This window comes from Microbacterium sp. (genome assembly GCF_032084865.1).
GTDB lineage: Bacteria > Actinomycetota > Actinomycetes > Actinomycetales > Microbacteriaceae > Microbacterium.
This window is the reverse complement of the sequence record NZ_DAMDLU010000056.1, coordinates 1-17,524: the sequence shown is the minus strand read 5'-3', so window position 1 is coordinate 17,524 and position 17,524 is coordinate 1. Positions and strand designations below refer to the sequence as shown.

Genomic DNA, 17,524 nt, shown 5'->3' with positions numbered 1-17,524 from the left:
TGGCCTTGGTCTTGATCCACTCGGGCTTGCGCTCGATCGGGGTCTCGGCGTTGCGCACTTCGAGACGCAGCAGCCTGCGCCCGTCGGGGTGGGCGGCGCTCATGCGGCGACTCCTTCGTTCTCGGTCGCGTACTCGGCGGTGAAGGCATCCGCGACGCTCTGCACGATGTCGGTCGGCGCTGTCCGCCTGCCGGTGACCTCGCTCACGGTCGTCACCCCCGCGTCGGTGATGCCGCAGGGGATGATCCCGCGGAAGCCGGCCAGCGTGTTGTCGCAGTTGATCGCGAAGCCGTGCATGGTCACCCCCTGCTGCACCCGCACGCCGATGGCGGCGACCTTGTCCTCACCGAGCGGGCGGCGCACCCAGACGCCGCTGCGCCCGTCGACCTGATAGCCGTCGACACCGAGCGGCTTCAGGATGTCGATGAGCAGCCGCTCGAGCCGGCGCACGTGCGCGACGACATCGATCGGCTCGTGAAGCCGGACGATCGGGTACCCGACGAGCTGGCCGGGGCCGTGCCAGGTGATCTTGCCGCCGCGGTCGACGTCGACGACGGGAGTGCCGTCCTGCGGGCGCTCGTGTTCTGCGGTGCGCTTACCTGCGGTGTAGACGGCCTCGTGCTCGAGCAGCAGAAGAGTGTCGGGTCGGATGCCGGCTACGACATCGTGGTGGACGCTGCGCTGCAGCTCCCACCCGTCGAGGTAGGGCACGTAGTCGGGGGCGAGACCGGGGGTCTGGATGTCGAGCATCGGAGCTTCTCTCGATTGTTGGATGGCGTCCAAGAAAAGATGCCGCACCCACAATACGCGGTCCGCGCGATCGATAGGCACGACGCGCGGCTACGCTGATCGCTATGAGACCGGCTTCGCGAGCAGGGCGCCCCCGGGCGTCGTCCCGCGAGACGCTCGCCGAGGCCGCCTGCGAGCTGTTCCTCGAGCAGGGGTACGAGGCGACGTCCATCGTCGACATCACCCGTCGCGCCGGAGTGAGCCGATCGAGCTTCTTCAACTACTTCTCGTCGAAGAGCGACGTGCTCTGGTCGGCATTCGACGCGAGGGTCGACGCCGCGCTGGTCGCGCTGGCGCGTCTGGGGACGGATGCCGACGGCCCCGCGGTGCGTGCAGCGGTCGAGCCCATCGTGCACGCCTTCGCGCCGGATCCGCTGGCCCTCGCCCTGCGCAATGCCTCGGCGATGGGGCTGGAGCAGGAGCTCCTGCGCGACACCGGTCTCCGCCACGCACGCATCTCGTCTGCTGTCGCCGCCGCCGCTCGCAGCGCGGGAATCGACGAGATCCGCGCTGACATCCTGGGATCGGCACTTGCCACCGCGGTGCTCTCGTCGTTGCGCGTGTGGGCCGAGCAGGGTGCCGGGCAGGCCTCGCTCGAGGCGCAGTTCGACCACGCCCTGCGCAGCATCCACGATCTTCCGTGGAGATGAGCGGACGTTTCGAGCTGTGGCGGTCAGGTCATGGGTAGATGCCACTGAAGGAGGCACTCATGTCTGATCCGATCGACGACCTGCTCGAACGATCCGCGCCCACCCTCGTCGACCGCGCGAGTGCACGCGATGCGGCGCTCGCTGCTCGGGGTCGGTACCAGCGCGCGAAAGAGAAGCTTCGCGCCGCGCTCAGGGTGGAGGCGCCGCTCGCGTAGAATCGGAGGCACCATGGCTACCTTTGGCACGCTCTCCGATCGGCTCACCGAGACCTTCCGCAATCTGCGCACGAAGGGAAAGCTGACCCCCGCCGACGTCGACGGCACCGTCCGCGAGATCCGTCGCGCACTGCTGGATGCCGACGTCGCACTCGTCGTCGTCAAGGATTTCACTTCGAAGGTGCGCGAGCGCGCCCTCGGCGACGAGGTCAACAAGGCGCTGAACCCCGCGCAGCAGGTCGTGCAGATCGTCAACGAGGAGCTCGTCGCGATCCTCGGCGGCGAGCAGCGCCGGCTGGAGTTCGCCAAGAATCCGCCGACGGTGATCATGCTCGCGGGCCTGCAGGGTTCGGGTAAGACCACCTTCGCCGGCAAGCTCGCCAAGCAGCTCGAGGGCGAGGGGCACACGCCGCTGCTCGTCGCCGCCGACCTGCAGCGCCCCAACGCCGTGAACCAGCTGCAGGTGGTCGCAGAGCGCGCCGGCGCCACGATCTTCGCGCCCGAGCCGGGCAACGGCGTCGGCGACCCGGTGAAGGTCTCGAAGGACGGCGTCGAGCACGCGCGCCGCCACCAGCACGACGTGGTCATCATCGACACCGCCGGACGCCTCGGCGTCGACGCCGAGCTGATGAAGCAGGCATCCGACATCCGCAAGGCGACCAGCCCCGACGAGGTGCTGTTCGTCATCGACGCGATGATCGGTCAGGACGCCGTCAACACGGCCAAGGCCTTCCAGGAGGGCGTCGACTTCACCGGCGTCGTGCTGTCGAAGCTCGACGGTGACGCCCGTGGTGGTGCGGCCCTGTCTGTGGCCTCGGTCACCGGGCGTCCGATCATCTTCGCCTCGACGGGGGAGAACCTCGAGGATCTCGAGCCGTTCCACCCCGACCGCATGGCGAGCCGCATCCTCGACCTCGGCGACATCCTGACCCTCATCGAGCAGGCCCAGCAGGCCTTCGACGAGGAAGAGGCCATGAAGATGGCCGAGAAGCTCGCCAACGAGGCCTTCACCCTCGAGGACTTCCTCGACCAGCTTCAGCAGATGAAGAAGATGGGCTCGATGAAGAAGATGCTCGGCATGCTGCCGGGCATGGGACAGATGAAGCAGCAGCTCGAGGACTTCGACGAACGCGAGATCGACCGCACCGAGGCGATCATCCGCTCGATGACTCCTGGCGAGCGACGCAACCCGAAGATCCTCAACGGATCGCGCCGTCTGCGCATCGCCAAGGGATCGGGCATGTCGGTCACCGACGTCAACCAGCTCGTGCAGCGCTTCGAGCAGGCCGCGAAGATGATGAAGACCGTCGCCCGCGGCGGCACACCGAACATCCCGGGCATGGGGCCGATGGGCAAGCCCGGCGCGTCGAGCAAGCGCGGCAAGAAGGGGGGCAAGGGCAAGAGCGGCGGTTCGCGCTCGGGCAACCCGGCCAAGCGCGCCGCTGAGAACGCGGGCCTCGCGACCTCGAACGCCACGCCGACCGGCACCGGTTTCGGACTCGCCGGCCAGAAGGCGCCCAGTGAGGCCGATCTCGCCGAGATCCAGAAGCTGTTCGGCAAGGGCTGATCGCCCTCACACGAAGAAGCGGGCCCGGAGATCTCTCCGGGCCCGCTTCGTCAACAGGGTGTCACTTCACGTCGGCGTCGACCCAGTCCATCGACTTCGAGACCGCCTTGCGCCACAGGCGCAGCTGGCGGTCGCGCTCATCGGCATCCATCGTCGGCTCCCAGCGCTTGTCCTCCTGCCAGTTGGCGGAGAGGTCGTCGAGCCCGCTCCAGAATCCCACGGCGAGCCCTGCCGCGTAGGCCGCGCCGAGTGCGGTGGTCTCAGCGACCACCGGGCGCACGACCGGCACGCCGAGCACGTCGGCCTGGAACTGCATGAGAGCGTCGTTGGCGACCATGCCGCCGTCGACCTTCAGCTCGGTGAGATCGACTCCCGCGTCCGCGTTGACGGCGTCCAGCACGTCGCGCGTCTGGAAGGCGACGGCCTCGAGAGCGGCACGGGCGATGTGGTTGCGGTTCGAGTACCGGGTGAGACCCACGATCGCGCCGCGGGCGTCCGGACGCCAGTACGGCGCGAACAGACCCGAGAACGCCGGCACGATGTACACGCCGCCGTTGTCGTCGACCTGACGCGCGAGGTCCTCGACCTCGGGTGCCGAGCCGATGATGCCGAGCTGGTCGCGCAGCCACTGGATCAGCGATCCCGTGACGGCGATCGAGCCCTCGAGCGCGTAGTGCGTCGGACCGTCACCCAGCTTGTATCCGACCGTGGTGAGCAGACCGTTCTTCGAGTGCACGATCTCCTCTCCGGTGTTGAAGATGAGGAAGCAGCCCGTGCCGTAGGTGTTCTTGCTCTCGCCCTTCTCGAACGCGGCCTGACCGAACGTGGCGGCCTGCTGGTCGCCCAGGATGCCGGCGATGGGCGTCTCACGCAGCAGCGACGAGCTCTCGGCGGCACCGTAGACCTCCGACGACGAGCGGATCTCGGGCATCATCGAGCGCGGCACGCCGAACGCCTCGAGGATGTCGTCACGCCACTCGAGCGTCTCGAGGTCCATGAACATGGTGCGCGACGCGTTGGTCACGTCGGTGGCGTGCACGCCGCCGTCCGTGCCGCCGGTGAGGTTCCACAGAACCCAGCAGTCGGTGGTGCCGAACATCAGGTCGCCGGCCTCGGCCTTCTCGCGGGCGCCCTCGACGTTCTCGAGGATCCAGGTGATCTTCGTGCCCGAGAAGTAGGTCGCGAGCGGCAGACCCACGATCGACTTGAACCGCTCCACACCGCCGTCGGCCGCGAGACGGTCGACGATCTCCTGGGTGCGGGTGTCCTGCCAGACGATCGCGTTGTACACCGGCTTGCCGGTCTTCCTGTCCCACACCACCGCGGTCTCGCGCTGGTTGGTGATGCCGACGGCGGCGATGTCGTGGCGGGTGAGGTCGGCGCGGCTCAGCGCCAGGCCGATCACCTCCTGCACGTTGCGCCAGATCTCCAGCGCGTCGTGCTCGACCCAGCCCGCCTTGGGCAGGATCTGCTCGTGTTCCTTCTGACCGGTGGCGACGATGGTGCCCTTGCGGTCGAAGATGATCGCACGGCTCGACGTGGTGCCCTGATCGATCGCGATGATGTACTCAGCCATGTTGTTTCTCCTTTGAAATCGATTCGGGTCAGGCGAGGCTCAGCAGAGCCGGTGCGAGGAGCGCAGCGATGGCGGCACCGATGAGCGGGCCCACGACCGGCACCCACGAGTACGACCAGTCGCTCGAGCCCTTGCCCTTGATCGGCAGGATCGCGTGCGCGATGCGCGGTCCGAGGTCACGGGCCGGGTTGATCGCGTACCCGGTGGGACCACCGAGCGAGGCGCCGATTCCGACGACCAGGAGGGCGACAGGCAGGGCGGTGAGCGGACCGAGGCCGCCGGGCGTGCCGATCTCGATGTCGCCGTAGTCCGCGAAGGCGAAGATCACGAACACCAGCACGAACGTGCCGATCACCTCAGTGACCAGGTTCCAGCCGTAGGAGCGGATCGCGGGGCCGGTCGAGAACACGCCGAGCTTGTTGGCGGCCTCGGGCTCCTCGTCGAAGTGCTGCTTGTACGCGACCCAGACGAGCACCGCGCCGACGATGGCACCGAGCAGCTCGGCGGCCGTGGCGACGAGGAACGCGACGAACGTGATCTTGCCGGCGATCAGCAGACCGAGTCCGACTGCGGGGTTGATGAGTGCGCCGGAGTACGCCGACACGAGGACACCCGCGAAGACCGCGAGGCCCCATCCCCAGTTGACCATGAGGAACCCGCCGGCGTAGCCCTTGTTCTTTGCGAGCGCGACGTTGGCGACGACACCGCATCCGAGCAGGATCAGCATCGCCGTTCCGACGAACTCGGAGAGGAAGTACAACCCGAGGTTGACATCAGTCATGTCTTCATTGACCTTTCGTGCTGCACGCGCTCTCCCCGGCGCGGGCAATGGGTGGATTCATGTCGCGGGGAGGCGACGGTCGGTGCTTCAGCCGTTCTGATGCGACGGAAGTGCGGGAAGGTCGAGTCCGTGACGCTCGTTGAGCAGGGTGCGCGTGTCGTCGAGCTCGGCTTCTCGACGCTCTGCATCCCACTCGAGCAGGGGAGTCATGGCATCCGCCAGTTCGACGAGCATGTCGACGGTGACGTCGCCGGTGAACGCGAGACTGGTGCGGCGCAGGACGACATCCTGCAGCCGGACGGCGTGTTCGCGCTCGACCATCCACAACAGCTCTCGGGTCGACAGGTCGCCGCCGGCGAGCGGCGCATCGTCACCCTCCCGGATGAACTGCCACACGTCCGACGCGTGCGTGCCGTAGCGGGTGAGCAGCCGCTCGGCGCGGTCTCCCGCGCCGGGAAGGTTCTGCTCGAGCCAGCTGTGCCTGGCGCGCGCGGTGCGAGGGAAACCCTGGCCACCGCCGATCGCACGGCCGGCGGTCGATACGCGGCGGCCGCGACCGATCAGTCCGAGCACGACATCGGAGAGGGACTCACCGAGCGCCCGGAAGGTCGTCCACTTGCCGCCCACGAGGCTGACCAGCGGCATCTCGCCGCTGCGGTCGACCTCGACGCGGTAGTCGCGCGAGACGAAGCCGGGAGCGGTGTCCTCGTGGCGGGGGAGCGGTCGGATGCCCGAGAAGGTGTACACGATCTGATCGCGCGAGACCGGGATCGACGGGAACACGTGATGGATCAGATCGAAGAAGTAGTCGATCTCCTCGTCGGTGCACACCGGCACCTCGCGCGGATCGGCGTCGATGTCGGTCGTGCCGACGAGCACCCGACCCTTGAGCGGGTAGATGAGCACGATGCGGCCGTCGGAGTGCTCGAAGAAGATCTCGCGTCCGGCGGTGGCGTCGAGCAGCTCGGGGTGATCCAGCACGATGTGCGACCCCTTGGTGCCGCCCATGAAGCGGGTCTGCTCACCGAGAGAGTCGTTCGTGAGGTCGGTCCACGGGCCGGACGCGTTGACGACCACGTCAGCCGCCACGGTGAACTCGGTGCCCGTCTCGAGATCGCGCAGCTGCACACCCTCGCCGGAGCGTCCGATGGCCTCGACGTAGTTGAGCGCCACAGCGCCCGGGTGCGCGGCGCGACCGTCCTGCAGCACGTCCAGCGCGAGGCGCTCGGGATCGTGCATCGATGCGTCGTAGTACGTGGCGGTGTACTTGACCTTCGGGTCGAGCGAGGGCAGCTCCGCCAGCGAGCGCTTGCGTCCGAGGAAGCGGTGGCGAGGAACGACTCCGCCGTCGCGTGAGAACGTGTCGTAGATCGTGAGACCGACCTTGATGAGGAAGGCGCCGCGCTCCTGCGGCTTTCCGCTGCGGTGCGTGAGGAAGCGCAGCGGAGCGGAGAGGATGCCCGAGAAGGTCGAGTAGATCGGGATGGTGGTCTGCAGCGGCTTGACGTAGTGCGGCGCGATCTTGAGCAGGCCGTTGCGCTCCTGGACGGATTCCCGCACGAGGCGGAACTCGCCGTTCTCGAGGTAGCGGATGCCGCCGTGGATCATGTGGCTCGATGCGGCGGACGCTCCGGATGCGAAGTCGCCGCGCTCCACGAGCAGGACATCGACGCCCTGCAGGGCGAGATCCCGGAATGTGGAGATGCCGTTGATCCCCGCACCGATGATGAGCACCGTGGCGCGTCCTGATGTGCGCACCGCCTCGACCTGCCGGCGTTCGCGTGATGAGTGTGTCGACTCGATCATCTTCGACCTCCCTCTTCTCTGGATGCTCTCAGCATCGACCCGAACCGCGCCACGTGCAACCCCGATGCACATATGTGCAAGAATCGCCGCGGAGGACGACATGGCCACAGACGCCGCACGCGACCGCAAGCTGATCGCCGCGCTGACTGCGGCGCAGCTGTATTACATGCAGGACCAGACGATGGATGTCATCGCCCGCGAGCTCGGGACGTCCCGATCGTCGGTGTCGCGGCTGCTCAGCTTCGCCCGCGAGGTCGGTCTTGTCGACATCCGGATCCATTCGCCCCTCGAGAGATTGGGGATGCTCGAGCAGCGGCTCAACGATCGGCACGGCATAACCGCGCACATCGCGCCGATCGCGGAGCGCGTCAGCGAGGTCGAGCGACTCGAGCGCGTCGCGCTCACCGCCGGGCGTCTCCTGTCGCAGTTCATCGAGTCGAACATGGTCGCGGGGGTGGCGTGGGGTTCCACGATCAGTGCGGTCAGCCGCTCGCTGATCCCCAAGGAGACTCACGGCACGACGTTCGTGCAGCTCAACGGGGCGGGCAACACGCAGACGAGCGGCCTGGAGTACTCCAGCGACATCCTGCAGCGCTTCGGTCATGCATTCGGCGCCCAGGTCGAGCAGTTCCCCGTCCCCGCCTTCTTCGACAGCCCCGACACGCGCGAGGCGATGTGGCGCGAGCGCAGCACAAGACGGGTGCTCGCCTTCCAGGCGAAGATGGACATCGCGGTGTTCGGTCTGGGATCCCCTGGGGCCGATGTGCCCAGCCGCGTGTATGTCGGCGGCTATCTCGGTCGCGACGACTACCGGAGTCTCGAAGAGGATGCCGTCATCGGCGACGTCGCGACCGTGTTCTTCCGTGCGGACGGCAGCTGGCGCGACGTGCGGCTCAATGCACGTTCGACCGGCCCCGGGCTCGACCGGCTCAGGCGTGTGCCGCGCCGGGTATGCGTCGTCTCGGGTTCGGCGAAGCTCGGCTCGCTGCGGGCGGCGATCGGCGCCGGACTCATCACCGACGTCGTGCTCGACGACGCGCTTGCGCGCCGACTGCTCGACAGCGACTGATCGGACGGCACGGGCGGACGGGTCTGGTCGGACCGGGCTGGGTGACCGGCGGATCAGGCGTCGACCGAGCGCTCGGGGCCGGCCCGGAACTCGCGGATCAGGCGTCGACCGAGCGCTCGGGGCCGGCCCGGAACTCTCGGATCAGGTGCTGCACGACCTGTCGCAGGTCGCCGTTCGCCGCGTCGGCCGCCGCGAGCTGACGCGAATAGCTGGCGCCCTGCTCGAGGATCGTGTGCACACCCTGCAGCTCCTCCGTGCACCGCAGATCAGCGGCGACCGGCATCAGATCCTCCACGACCGCGCTGATGTGCTCGCGCACCGGCACCTGGGATCCGGCACGGTCGACGATGACCTTGGCGTCGAGGCCGTAGCGGGCCGCCCGCCACTTGTTCTCGCGGTGGAACCAGGGTTGGAGCGTCGGCAGCTCTCGGCCCTCGTCGAGTTCGCGGGAGAAGAACTCCACGAGGGTCTGCGTGAGTGCGGCGACGGATGCCAGTTCACTGAGCGTCGACATGCCGTCGCAGGCGCGCACCTCGATCGTGCCCCACTTCGGCGCAGGGCGGATGTCCCACCGGATCTCGGAGGGGTCGGCCATCACCCCGGTGCGGGTCATGTCGTCGACGAAGGTCTCGAACTCCTGCCAGGTCGATATCGACCAGGGCAGACCCGCGGTCGGCAGCTGCTGGAACACCAGCGCCCGGTTCGACGCGTAGCCGGTGCGCTCACCCGCCCAGTACGGGCTGGAGGCCGACAGCGCCTGAAGGTGCGGGAGGAACCCGGCGAGTGCACCCATGATCGGCAGGACCTTCGCCTGCTCGTCGACACCGACGTGCACGTGGATGCCCCAGATCATCATGTTCCGGCCCCACCACTGGGTGCGCTCGATGAGCTTGTGATAGCGGTTCTTGTCGGTCACGCGCTGATCGAACCACTGGGCGAAGGGGTGGCTGCCGGCCGACAGCAGCTCGATCCCCGCGGGATCGGTCGATCGGCGCACCGCGGCGATCGCGGCGGCGACGTCGTCGACCGCGTCGGCGACGGTGGAGCCGACACCGCTGGTCACCTCGATCGTGTTCGTGAGCAGCTCACCGGTGACGGTGTGACGCTCCGGGGCGCTCTGCTTCTCGAGGCGGGTCAGCAGCTCGGGCGCCCGGCCGACCAGATCTCCTGTTCTCGGGTCGGCGAGCATGACCTCCCACTCCAGCCCCACGGTCGAACGAGCGGAGGGGGCGAATTCGATCGACACGCGCACAGTCTGACACGCCGGCCCGAGGCGCTGCGCACACCGTGACGTGTCGTTTCGCGGACAGCGCGCGAATCTGGCAGAATAGTGGGTCGGACGGCTGCTCGACCCTCTATCCAGCATCCGTCACCCCTTCAGAGCTTCCGCCGGATGTGCACCCCACTCTCCAGGCGACCGGTTCATCTTTCTTTCCACACCATTCAGGAGAATCGTGGCTGTCAAGATCCGTCTCAAGCGCATGGGCAAGATCCGTGCACCGCACTACCGCATCGTCGTCGCCGACTCGCGCACCAAGCGCGACGGCCGCGTGATCGAGGAGATCGGCAAGTACCACCCCACCGAGCACCCCTCGTTCATCGAGGTCGACTCCGACCGCGCGCAGTACTGGCTGTCCGTCGGCGCGCAGCCGACCGAGCAGGTCGCCGCGCTGCTGAAGCTCACCGGTGACTGGGGCAAGTTCAAGGGCGACAAGGACGCGAAGTCCACCGTCCAGGTCGCTGAGCCGAAGGCTGCTTTCGAGGTCGACGCGGCCAAGAAGTCGGTCGTCAAGCCCAAGGTCGAGAAGAAGGCCGAGGAGGCCCCGGCCGACGCTCCCGCCGCCGACGCGGAGGCCGCTGAGGCTCCCGCCGCCGACGCAGAGTAATCCGCTGTGCTCGCCGCCGCGCTCGAACACGTCGTCAAGGGGATCGTCGATCACCCGGACGATGTCCGCATCACCGCATCCGCGTCGCCCCGGGGCGACCTCCTCGAGGTGCACGTGCACCCGGATGACCGTGGTCGCGTGATCGGGCGCGGCGGCCGCACCGCCAAGGCGCTGCGCACGCTCATCTCCGCCCTCGCCGACGGACGCCGCGTCCGCGTCGACGTCGCGGACGACTGACGTGGCCGCCGAGAAGAACCAGCTTCGCGTCGGCCGCCTGCTCAAGGCGCACGGACTCAAGGGCGCGTTGAAGCTCGAGCTGTACACCGACAACCCCGAGCGACGCTTCGTACCGGGGGCCGAATTCACGCTGCAGGTGCCTGAGGCATCCAGCTGGCACGGCAAGACCGTCACGATCCGCGAGTACCGCGTGATGAACGGCAACTCGGTCGTCTTCCTCGACGGCGTCGACGACCGCACCGCGGCGGAGTCGCTCGTGCGGGCGATCCTCTGGATGGACGAGGACGACGAGGCCGAGGACGACGCGTGGTACGCGCACCAGCTCGTCGGTCTCGACGTGGTGCGCGACGACGTCGTCGTCGGGCGCGTCGCGCGGGTCGAGCACCTCCCTGCGCAGGACCTCCTGATCGTCAAGACCGAGTCGGGCGAGGTCATGGTCCCCTTCGTCGAAGCCATCGTGCCGACCGTCGATGTCGCCGCCGGTCGTGTCGTCGTCACGCCGCCGCCGGGGCTCTTCGAGGAGCTTCCGGCAGCAGACGCGGGCGACGACGCGCCATCCGAGTGAGCGACGGCGTCCACCGATGAGAATCGACGTCGTCTCGATCTTCCCGTCGTACTTCGACGGTCTCGCGCTCTCCCTGCTCGGGAAGGCTCGTGACTCGGGCATCCTGGATCTCCACGTCCACGACCTGCGGGACCGGACCTCCGACCGGCATCGGACAGTCGACGACACGCCTTACGGCGGCGGCGCCGGCATGGTGATGAAGCCCGAGCCCTGGGGCCTCGCCCTCGACCAGCTCTCCGGTTCGGAAAGTGGGTCCCTGAATCTGTCGAAGGGCCGGCCGACCATCATCTTCCCCTCGCCCGCGGGCGAGGTCTTCACGCAGGGCACCGCCCGCGACCTGTCGACTCGTGAGCACCTGATCTTCGGCTGCGGGCGCTACGAGGGCATCGATGAGCGCGTCTTCGAGTACGCGGCCCAACTCGGCGAAGTGCGTCTGATCAGCCTCGGCGACTACGTGCTGAACGGGGGAGAGGTCGCCGTGATGGCGATGGTGGAGGCGATCGGGCGGCTCATCCCCGGCGTGGTCGGCAACCCCGAGAGCCTGGTCGAGGAGTCGCACGAGGACGGTCTGCTGGAGTACCCGTCCTACACGAAGCCGTCGGTGTGGCGCGACCGCGAGGTGCCGCCGATCCTGCTCAGCGGCAACCACGGCGCGATCGCCGCCTGGCGCCACGAGCAGCAGCTCGAGCGCACCCGCGCACGCCGTCCTGACCTGCTCTCCGACTGACCGCGCCGGCCGTCAGCGCCCTGACGTGACCGGCACCTCGTCCGTGGCCGTGTCACCCGGCCCCGAGGCGGAGTCGCCGCTTCGCTTCGCTCGCAGCGAGCGGATGCGGATGGCCGCGAGGGCGACGATCGTCACCGCCACGACCACGATGACGACGTTCTGAGCCACGTCCACGTACTGCTCGACGATGTGCCATCCCGAGCCGAGGAACCAGCCGCAGAGGATGAACGCGGTGTTCCAGATCAGGCTGCCGGCCGTCGTCAGCGCACCGAAGCGCCACAGCGGCATGCGCGCGACACCGGCCGGTATCGAGATGAGGCTGCGGAAGATCGGGATGAACCTGCCGAAGAAGACGGCCTTCCCGCCGTGGCGGTGGAACCACGCCACCGTGCGGTCGACGTCGGAGACGTCGACGAGGGGAAGACGATCCGCGATGCGTCGCAGACGCTCCAAGCCCAGCCAGGCGCCCAGGCCGTACAGGGCGAGCGCCCCCACCAGCGATCCGAGGGTGGTCCACACGACGGCCTCCCACAGGCCGAAGGCGCCGTCGTGCGCGGCGATCCCCGCCATCGGGAGGATCGCCTCACTCGGCAGCGGCGGGAACAGGTTCTCGAGCGCGATCGCGACGCCGGCGCCGACCGGACCGATGATGTCCATCAGGCTGATCACCGCGTCGATGAGTGAGCCGAGCCAGGAGGTGTCGGTCGTGGAGGTCGTCATCGTGCGGCGTATCCCTCGGGGTCGTCGGGCGGTGTCGGATGCGAGTCTAGGCAGGGCGCGTGCGAGAGTTCTGGGAGCGTCCGGGTGGCGTCGAGCCGCCCGGTGTCAGTCGACGCCGAGGAATCCGCGGTCCGTCAGCACGATCGGGCCGTCCTTCGTGACGGCGACGGTGTGCTCGGAGTGCGAGCCTCGTGATCCGTCGGCGCTGCGCAGGGTCCAGCCGTCATCGTCCGTCACGAGTTCGTCGGTCGTGGCGAGGAACCACGGCTCGAGCGCGAAGACGAGGCCCTCGCGCAGCGGGAATCCGCGCCCGGCACGGCCGTCGTTCGGCACGTGCGGGTCGCCGTGCATGATGCGTCCGACGCCGTGGCCGCCGAAGTCGGTGTTGATCGAGTAGCCCTCGCCGTGCGCGACGGCGGCGATGGATGCCGAGATGTCGCCGATCCGGTTGCCGACGACGGCGGCGGCGATGGCCGCGTCGAGAGCGCGCTCGGTGGTGTCGATGAGACGCAGATCCTCGTCGCGAGGCGTGCCGACGACGAACGAGACGGCAGAGTCGGCAACCCAGCCGTCGACCGACACCGCGAAGTCGAGCGAGACGAGGTCGCCGTCGCGCAGCGTGTAGTCGTGCGGGAGTCCGTGCAGCACGGCGTCGTTCACCGAGGTGCAGATGACCTTGCCGAACGGACCGCGACCGAACGACGGGGCGTAGTCGATGTAGCAGGACTCGGCACCGGCTCGGCGGATCAGGTCATGCGCTCTGGCGTCGATGGCGAGCAGGTTCGTCCCCACCTTCGTCTCATCGCGCAGGGTCGCCAGGGTCTCGGCGACGAAGCGGCCGGCGGCGCGCATCTCGTCGATCTCGGCGGGGGTGCGCAGTTCGATCATGGGGGTTCCTCTCGTCAGCATCCATTCTCTCCGATGCGCACCCCGCCGATGCCCACAGCGAACACCCGGCCGCAGCGGTGGGCGTGCACGTACCATCGGAGCATGGATCTGCGACGGCTGATGTTCCGCTGGCTGCTGCCGGCATCGCTCGCCCTTCCGGCGTGGATGCTGATCGGCTGGGCGATCTTCGGGCAGAGCGGCTGGGGGCTGCTCTGGGTGCTGCTGATGGCGATTCCCGGCGTCCTCATCGCCCAGCTCGTGCTGACGCTGCTGACGCGCTCGCGTCCGTCGGTGCGCGCCGAGCGCGCCGTGTCGTGGCTCGATGTCGCCGGCTTCGGGGTGTGGCACGTCCTGACCATCCTCGTCGGCTTCTTCATCGATGGCGCCTTCCCCTGGCTGCTCACGGCCGCCATCGTCGCAGCGGTCGCGCTCTTCTGGATGCAGCTCTGGCAGCTCTGGAACGAGGCCCGCGATGCCGGAGCGCGGCTGCGCGAGACGTTGACGTGGTCGACGATCGCCCCGCAGCAGCGCGGCGATCGTGCCGGGAGTGAGCCGGGCGTCGTCATCATCAAGGAGTCTCGTCACCGGGAGTTCTGACGGAGCCGCCCGAGTGGCGCAGGGGCGCGGTTCATGGCAGAATAGCTGTTTGTGCCGTGATCCGGTTCTGCCTCAGGGGAACCCGCGGACGCCTCGCGCGCCGCTCGGCACACACCCGTTCTCATCCCTTTGATTCATGCACCCGACCTGTGGCGAGTGCAGAGAGAGACGATCATGCAGATCCTCGACTTCGTCGACGCGGCTTCGCTCCGTTCCGACATTCCCGTCTTCCACCCCGGTGACACCGTCAAGGTGCACGTGAACATCACCGAAGGTGCGCGTTCGCGTGTCCAGGTGTTCCAGGGTGTCGTCATCGGCCGCCAGGGCGATGGCGTGCGCGAGACCTTCACGGTCCGCAAGATCAGCTTCCAGGTGGGCGTCGAGCGCACCTTCCCGGTGCACTCGCCGGTGATCGACCACATCGAGGTCGTCACCCGTGGTGACGTCCGTCGCGCGAAGCTGTACTACCTGCGCAACCTGCGCGGCAAGAAGGCCAAGATCAAGGAGAAGCGCGAGAACTGACTCGTCGCATCCTTGCACCAGAACCCCGGGACACTCGTCCCGGGGTTCTGTCGTTCGGTCGCGGGTGTGCGACCCTTGTACTGCCGCGTGCGCGGTGAGCCGATGAAGAGGAACCACATGACATCCGATGCCCCCGCGGCAGTCCAGCCACCGCAGCGGCGCCGGGGCGCATTGGTCTTCCTGCGCGATGTGCTGGTCATCATCCTCATTGCGGCGCTGGTGTCGTTCGTGGTCAAGACCTTCGTCGTGCGCTCGTTCTACATCCCGTCGGGATCGATGGAGCGCACCCTGCTCGTCGACGACCGCATCCTCGTCGACGAGCTCACCCCCCGCTGGAGCGGATACGACCGCGGTGACGTCGTCGTGTTCAAGGATCCGGGCGGCTGGCTGCCGACGGCGCCGCGGACCCCGGCACGGCCCCCGCTTGTCGAGGCGGCCGACTGGGCGCTCACCTTCGTGGGCATCTCGACCACCGACGCCCAGGACCATCTGGTCAAGCGCGTGATCGGCATGCCCGGCGATCACGTGGTCTGCTGCAACGCGCTCGGGCAGGTCACCGTGAACGGCTCGCCGATCAACGAGCTCACGTACCTCAACCTTCCCCAGGGCGACACGGCCGCCTCGAACACCGACTTCGACGTCACCGTGCCGGAGGACCGCATCTGGGTGATGGGCGACAACCGCGACCGCTCCCAGGACTCCCGGGCGCACCAGGATCTGCCCGGCGGCGGCTTCGTGCCGCTCGAGAACGTCGTGGGCCGCGCCTTCCTCACCACCTGGCCGCTCGACAGATTCGGGCCCATCGACACGCACGACGACGTGTTCCGCGCCGTGCCCGCCCCCGAATGAGCGTGATCGCACCGACGCTCACGCTCGAGCGGCGGCTGCTCAAGGAGTTCGACCTCATCATCGCGCTGGACGAGGTCGGCAGGGGAGCGCTCGCGGGTCCCGTCGCCGTCGGGGCGGCGGTGATTGATGCCCCAGGCGCCCGCCGCCGTGTGCTCGACGGGCTGCGGGATTCGAAGATGATCACCGAGAAGCGCCGACCCGAGATGGCCGAGCGCGCCAGCAGGTGGGTGCCGTTGTCGGCCGTGGGCTGGTCGAGCGCCGCCGAGATCGACGAGGTCGGCATCATGCGCGCCCTCGGCCTCGCGGCGTCGCGCGCGGTGCAGGCGGTCGTCGATGCCGGCGCGAGCCTGGAGCGCACCCTCGTGATCCTGGACGGCAACCACGACTACGTCTCCCGCGTGCACCCCACGCCGCTCAACGTGCGCACGATCATCAAGGGCGACCGCGACTGCGCGTCGGTGTCGGCGGCATCCGTCATCGCGAAGGTCGCGCGCGACGCGCACATGACCGCGCTGCACCCCGAGCATCCCGATTATCAATGGGAGCGCAACAAGGGCTACGCGAGTCCGGAGCACCGGCAGGCGATCCGCGAGAGAGGCCTGTCGCCGCTGCACCGATCATCGTGGGCGATCGCAGACGCGCCGACGCTGTTCTGAGGAGTCCGCATCAGGGCTCGTGTGCTCATAGGATGGAGGCATCATGGATGAGGATGCCTTCGACGACTACGATCGCGAGCTCGAGCTCGCGCTGTTCCGCGAGTACCGCGACGTCGTCGGCCAGTTCCAGTACGTCGTCGAGACCGAGCGCCGGTTCTACCTCGCCAACGAGGTCAACGTCGTCCGCCGCGACACCGAGCACGACTTCTACTTCGAGATCTCGATGAGCGACGTCTGGGTGTGGGACATCTACCGCGCCGATCGCTTCGTCAAGGCCGTGCGGGTCCTGACCTTCAAGGACGTCAACGTCGAAGAGCTGCAGCGCCGCGAGTTCGAGCTGCCCGAGGAGCTGTCGCTCGACGGCAAGTGACCTCCGTCCCCAGTCGGGGGAAGTCGACGGGTTCTCCACAATCACTGTGAATGCCGGGCCCCCGCGTCGGCGCCGCGCCGCAAGCTGTCGTCATGGCAGCGAAAGACGACTTCGGGCGAGCGGGCGAAGAGCGGGCGGCGCAGCACCTGAGCGCCTGCGGCTACGAGATCCTCGAGCGCAACTGGCGGTGCGCGCAGGGCGAGATCGACATCGTCGCCACCCGAGAGCGTCTTCTCTGCATGATCGAGGTGAAGACGCGTCGCTCCGAGCGCTTCGGGCATCCGTTCGAGGCGATCGACGAACGCAAGCATCAGCGGCTCTGGCGGCTCGCGTTCGCGTGGGCTGAAGCCCATCCTGAGCTGTCGACGGGGCGGCGCATCAGGCTCGAGATCATCGGGCTCACGGGCCCGGATGCCCGTGACGCACGGCTCGAGCACCTCGAGGACCTGCGATGAGCACGGCGCGCACATGGGCGGTCGCATTGACCGGAGTGGACGGGCACATGGTCGAGGTGGAAGCCGATCTCAGCAACCAGACCCCGGGCTTCCAGATCATCGGCCTGCCGGACAAGGCGCTCGGTGAGGCCGCGCAGCGCGTCCGGAACGCGTGCGTGAACGCGGGACTCGACTTCCCTCGGCGGCGTCTGACCGTGAATCTGTCGCCCGCCAACCTGCCGAAGGCGGGAAGCGGCTTCGATCTGAGCGTCGCCGTGGCGACCCTCGCGACCGGGGGCGCGCTGCGCCGGGAATCCGTCCGCTCGACCGTGCACATCGGCGAGCTCGGCCTCGACGGTCGACTGCGGCCCGTGCCCGGCGTGCTGCCGGCGGTCTATGCGGCCGCGCGCGCCGGGTTCACTCGCGTGATCGTCCCGCATGCCAATGCGACCGAAGCCCGGCTCGTGCCGGGCGTCGAGGTGCACGCAGCCGTGTCCCTCGCCGAGGTCGCGGTGGCGCACGGCGCTGACGTCGAGGTCGACGATGCCGAACCCGTCGTTCTCGCGGTCCGTGCCGAGCCCGCAGACGAGAGCGTGGATCTCGCTGATGTGATCGGCCAG

The 17,524-nt window shown here is 68.3% G+C and carries 22 protein-coding genes and 1 pseudogene; 15 read left to right on the top strand and 8 right to left on the bottom strand.

Features of this window, described 5'->3' with window-relative positions; all coding sequences use genetic code 11:
• Positions 1–103 (bottom strand): annotated as a pseudogene (locus tag RT309_RS07710) (lipoyl synthase); the annotation flags it as partial.
• Positions 100–750 carry a lipoyl(octanoyl) transferase LipB gene (lipB, locus tag RT309_RS07705; RefSeq protein ID WP_313356275.1) on the bottom strand — a complete coding sequence of 217 codons (651 nt, stop codon included), beginning with the start codon at positions 748–750 and terminating at the stop codon, positions 100–102. The gene lipB and the pseudogene RT309_RS07710, both read right to left, overlap by 4 nt.
• Positions 751–854: 104 nt before the next feature.
• Between lipB and RT309_RS07700 the strand changes: the two genes are divergently transcribed.
• Genes RT309_RS07700 through ffh form a run of 3 tightly spaced genes read left to right on the top strand, consistent with a single transcriptional unit; the run spans position 855 to position 3,221 of the window.
• On the top strand, positions 855–1,439 hold the full coding sequence (locus tag RT309_RS07700) for a TetR/AcrR family transcriptional regulator (protein WP_313356274.1): 585 nt from the start codon (positions 855–857) through the stop codon (positions 1,437–1,439).
• Positions 1,440–1,498: 59 nt separating this feature from the next.
• Positions 1,499–1,654, top strand: coding sequence for a hypothetical protein (locus RT309_RS07695; protein WP_313356273.1), 156 nt, complete (start codon positions 1,499–1,501; stop codon positions 1,652–1,654).
• A 13-nt stretch (positions 1,655–1,667) separates the two neighbouring features.
• Positions 1,668–3,221 carry a signal recognition particle protein gene (ffh, locus tag RT309_RS07690; protein WP_313356272.1) on the top strand — a complete coding sequence of 518 codons (1,554 nt, stop codon included), beginning with the start codon at positions 1,668–1,670 and terminating at the stop codon, positions 3,219–3,221.
• 61 nt (positions 3,222–3,282) lie between these two features.
• Here the strand turns inward: ffh and glpK are convergent, their stop codons facing one another.
• The 3 genes from glpK to RT309_RS07675 all read right to left on the bottom strand — a co-directional run bounded on the left by glpK (position 3,283) and on the right by RT309_RS07675 (position 7,384).
• Positions 3,283–4,797 (bottom strand): glycerol kinase GlpK, encoded by a 1,515-nt coding sequence (glpK, locus tag RT309_RS07685; protein ID WP_313356271.1) that lies wholly within the window; start codon positions 4,795–4,797, stop codon positions 3,283–3,285.
• Positions 4,798–4,825: 28 nt separating this feature from the next.
• Positions 4,826–5,578, bottom strand: coding sequence for an MIP/aquaporin family protein (locus RT309_RS07680; protein ID WP_313356270.1), 753 nt, complete (start codon positions 5,576–5,578; stop codon positions 4,826–4,828).
• An 87-nt stretch (positions 5,579–5,665) separates the two neighbouring features.
• Entirely contained in the window at positions 5,666–7,384 is a 1,719-nt protein-coding gene (locus RT309_RS07675) for a glycerol-3-phosphate dehydrogenase/oxidase (RefSeq protein WP_313356269.1), read from the bottom strand.
• Between the two features lie 100 nt (positions 7,385–7,484).
• Here RT309_RS07675 and RT309_RS07670 point away from each other — a divergent pair, with 100 nt between their 5' ends.
• Positions 7,485–8,453: a sugar-binding domain-containing protein gene (locus tag RT309_RS07670; protein ID WP_313356268.1), complete on the top strand. Its 969-nt coding sequence runs from the start codon at positions 7,485–7,487 to the stop codon at positions 8,451–8,453.
• A gap of 97 nt (positions 8,454–8,550) precedes the next feature.
• On the opposite strand, the gene RT309_RS07665 is transcribed toward RT309_RS07670, so the two are convergent.
• The gene (locus tag RT309_RS07665) at positions 8,551–9,699 is read right to left on the bottom strand and encodes a glutamate--cysteine ligase (RefSeq protein ID WP_313356267.1); all 1,149 of its coding nucleotides are present in this window, start codon (positions 9,697–9,699) and stop codon (positions 8,551–8,553) included.
• Between the two features lie 208 nt (positions 9,700–9,907).
• Here RT309_RS07665 and rpsP point away from each other — a divergent pair, with 208 nt between their 5' ends.
• The 4 genes from rpsP to trmD are packed head-to-tail and all read left to right on the top strand — an operon-like array spanning position 9,908 to position 11,868.
• The gene (rpsP, locus tag RT309_RS07660) at positions 9,908–10,339 is read left to right on the top strand and encodes a 30S ribosomal protein S16 (protein WP_313356266.1); all 432 of its coding nucleotides are present in this window, start codon (positions 9,908–9,910) and stop codon (positions 10,337–10,339) included.
• Between the two features lie 6 nt (positions 10,340–10,345).
• Positions 10,346–10,576: an RNA-binding protein gene (locus RT309_RS07655; protein WP_071644715.1), complete on the top strand. Its 231-nt coding sequence runs from the start codon at positions 10,346–10,348 to the stop codon at positions 10,574–10,576.
• 1 nt (position 10,577) lies between these two features.
• Positions 10,578–11,141, top strand: coding sequence for a ribosome maturation factor RimM (gene rimM, locus RT309_RS07650; RefSeq protein WP_313356265.1), 564 nt, complete (start codon positions 10,578–10,580; stop codon positions 11,139–11,141).
• Positions 11,142–11,157: 16 nt separating this feature from the next.
• Positions 11,158–11,868 carry a tRNA (guanosine(37)-N1)-methyltransferase TrmD gene (gene trmD, locus RT309_RS07645; protein ID WP_313356264.1) on the top strand — a complete coding sequence of 237 codons (711 nt, stop codon included), beginning with the start codon at positions 11,158–11,160 and terminating at the stop codon, positions 11,866–11,868.
• Positions 11,869–11,880: 12 nt separating this feature from the next.
• Here the strand turns inward: trmD and RT309_RS07640 are convergent, their stop codons facing one another.
• Positions 11,881–12,588, bottom strand: coding sequence for a DedA family protein (locus tag RT309_RS07640; RefSeq protein WP_313356263.1), 708 nt, complete (start codon positions 12,586–12,588; stop codon positions 11,881–11,883).
• Positions 12,589–12,693: 105 nt separating this feature from the next.
• Positions 12,694–13,476 (bottom strand): type I methionyl aminopeptidase, encoded by a 783-nt coding sequence (gene map / locus RT309_RS07635; protein WP_313356262.1) that lies wholly within the window; start codon positions 13,474–13,476, stop codon positions 12,694–12,696.
• A 102-nt stretch (positions 13,477–13,578) separates the two neighbouring features.
• On the opposite strand from map, the gene RT309_RS07630 reads away from it, so the two are divergent.
• From RT309_RS07630 to RT309_RS07600, 7 genes are all read left to right on the top strand, one after another.
• Positions 13,579–14,073, top strand: coding sequence for an MFS transporter permease (locus RT309_RS07630; protein ID WP_313356261.1), 495 nt, complete (start codon positions 13,579–13,581; stop codon positions 14,071–14,073).
• A gap of 174 nt (positions 14,074–14,247) precedes the next feature.
• Complete coding sequence (gene rplS / locus RT309_RS07625; RefSeq protein ID WP_313356260.1) at positions 14,248–14,595, top strand: 50S ribosomal protein L19; 348 nt, start codon at positions 14,248–14,250, stop codon at positions 14,593–14,595.
• A gap of 117 nt (positions 14,596–14,712) precedes the next feature.
• Positions 14,713–15,444 (top strand): signal peptidase I, encoded by a 732-nt coding sequence (gene lepB, locus RT309_RS07620; RefSeq protein WP_313356259.1) that lies wholly within the window; start codon positions 14,713–14,715, stop codon positions 15,442–15,444.
• The gene (locus RT309_RS07615; RefSeq protein WP_313356258.1) at positions 15,441–16,100 is read left to right on the top strand and encodes a ribonuclease HII; all 660 of its coding nucleotides are present in this window, start codon (positions 15,441–15,443) and stop codon (positions 16,098–16,100) included. Before lepB ends, RT309_RS07615 begins: the two co-directional genes overlap by 4 nt.
• A 43-nt stretch (positions 16,101–16,143) precedes the next feature.
• A complete protein-coding gene (locus tag RT309_RS07610) occupies positions 16,144–16,470 on the top strand; it encodes a DUF2469 family protein (protein WP_101186491.1) in 327 nt (108 codons plus the stop codon).
• A 92-nt stretch (positions 16,471–16,562) separates the two neighbouring features.
• The gene (locus RT309_RS07605) at positions 16,563–16,925 is read left to right on the top strand and encodes a YraN family protein (protein WP_313356257.1); all 363 of its coding nucleotides are present in this window, start codon (positions 16,563–16,565) and stop codon (positions 16,923–16,925) included.
• The coding region (locus tag RT309_RS07600; protein WP_313356256.1) for a magnesium chelatase domain-containing protein at positions 16,922–17,524 on the top strand (603 nt) is incomplete at its 3' end. The genes RT309_RS07605 and RT309_RS07600, both read left to right, overlap by 4 nt.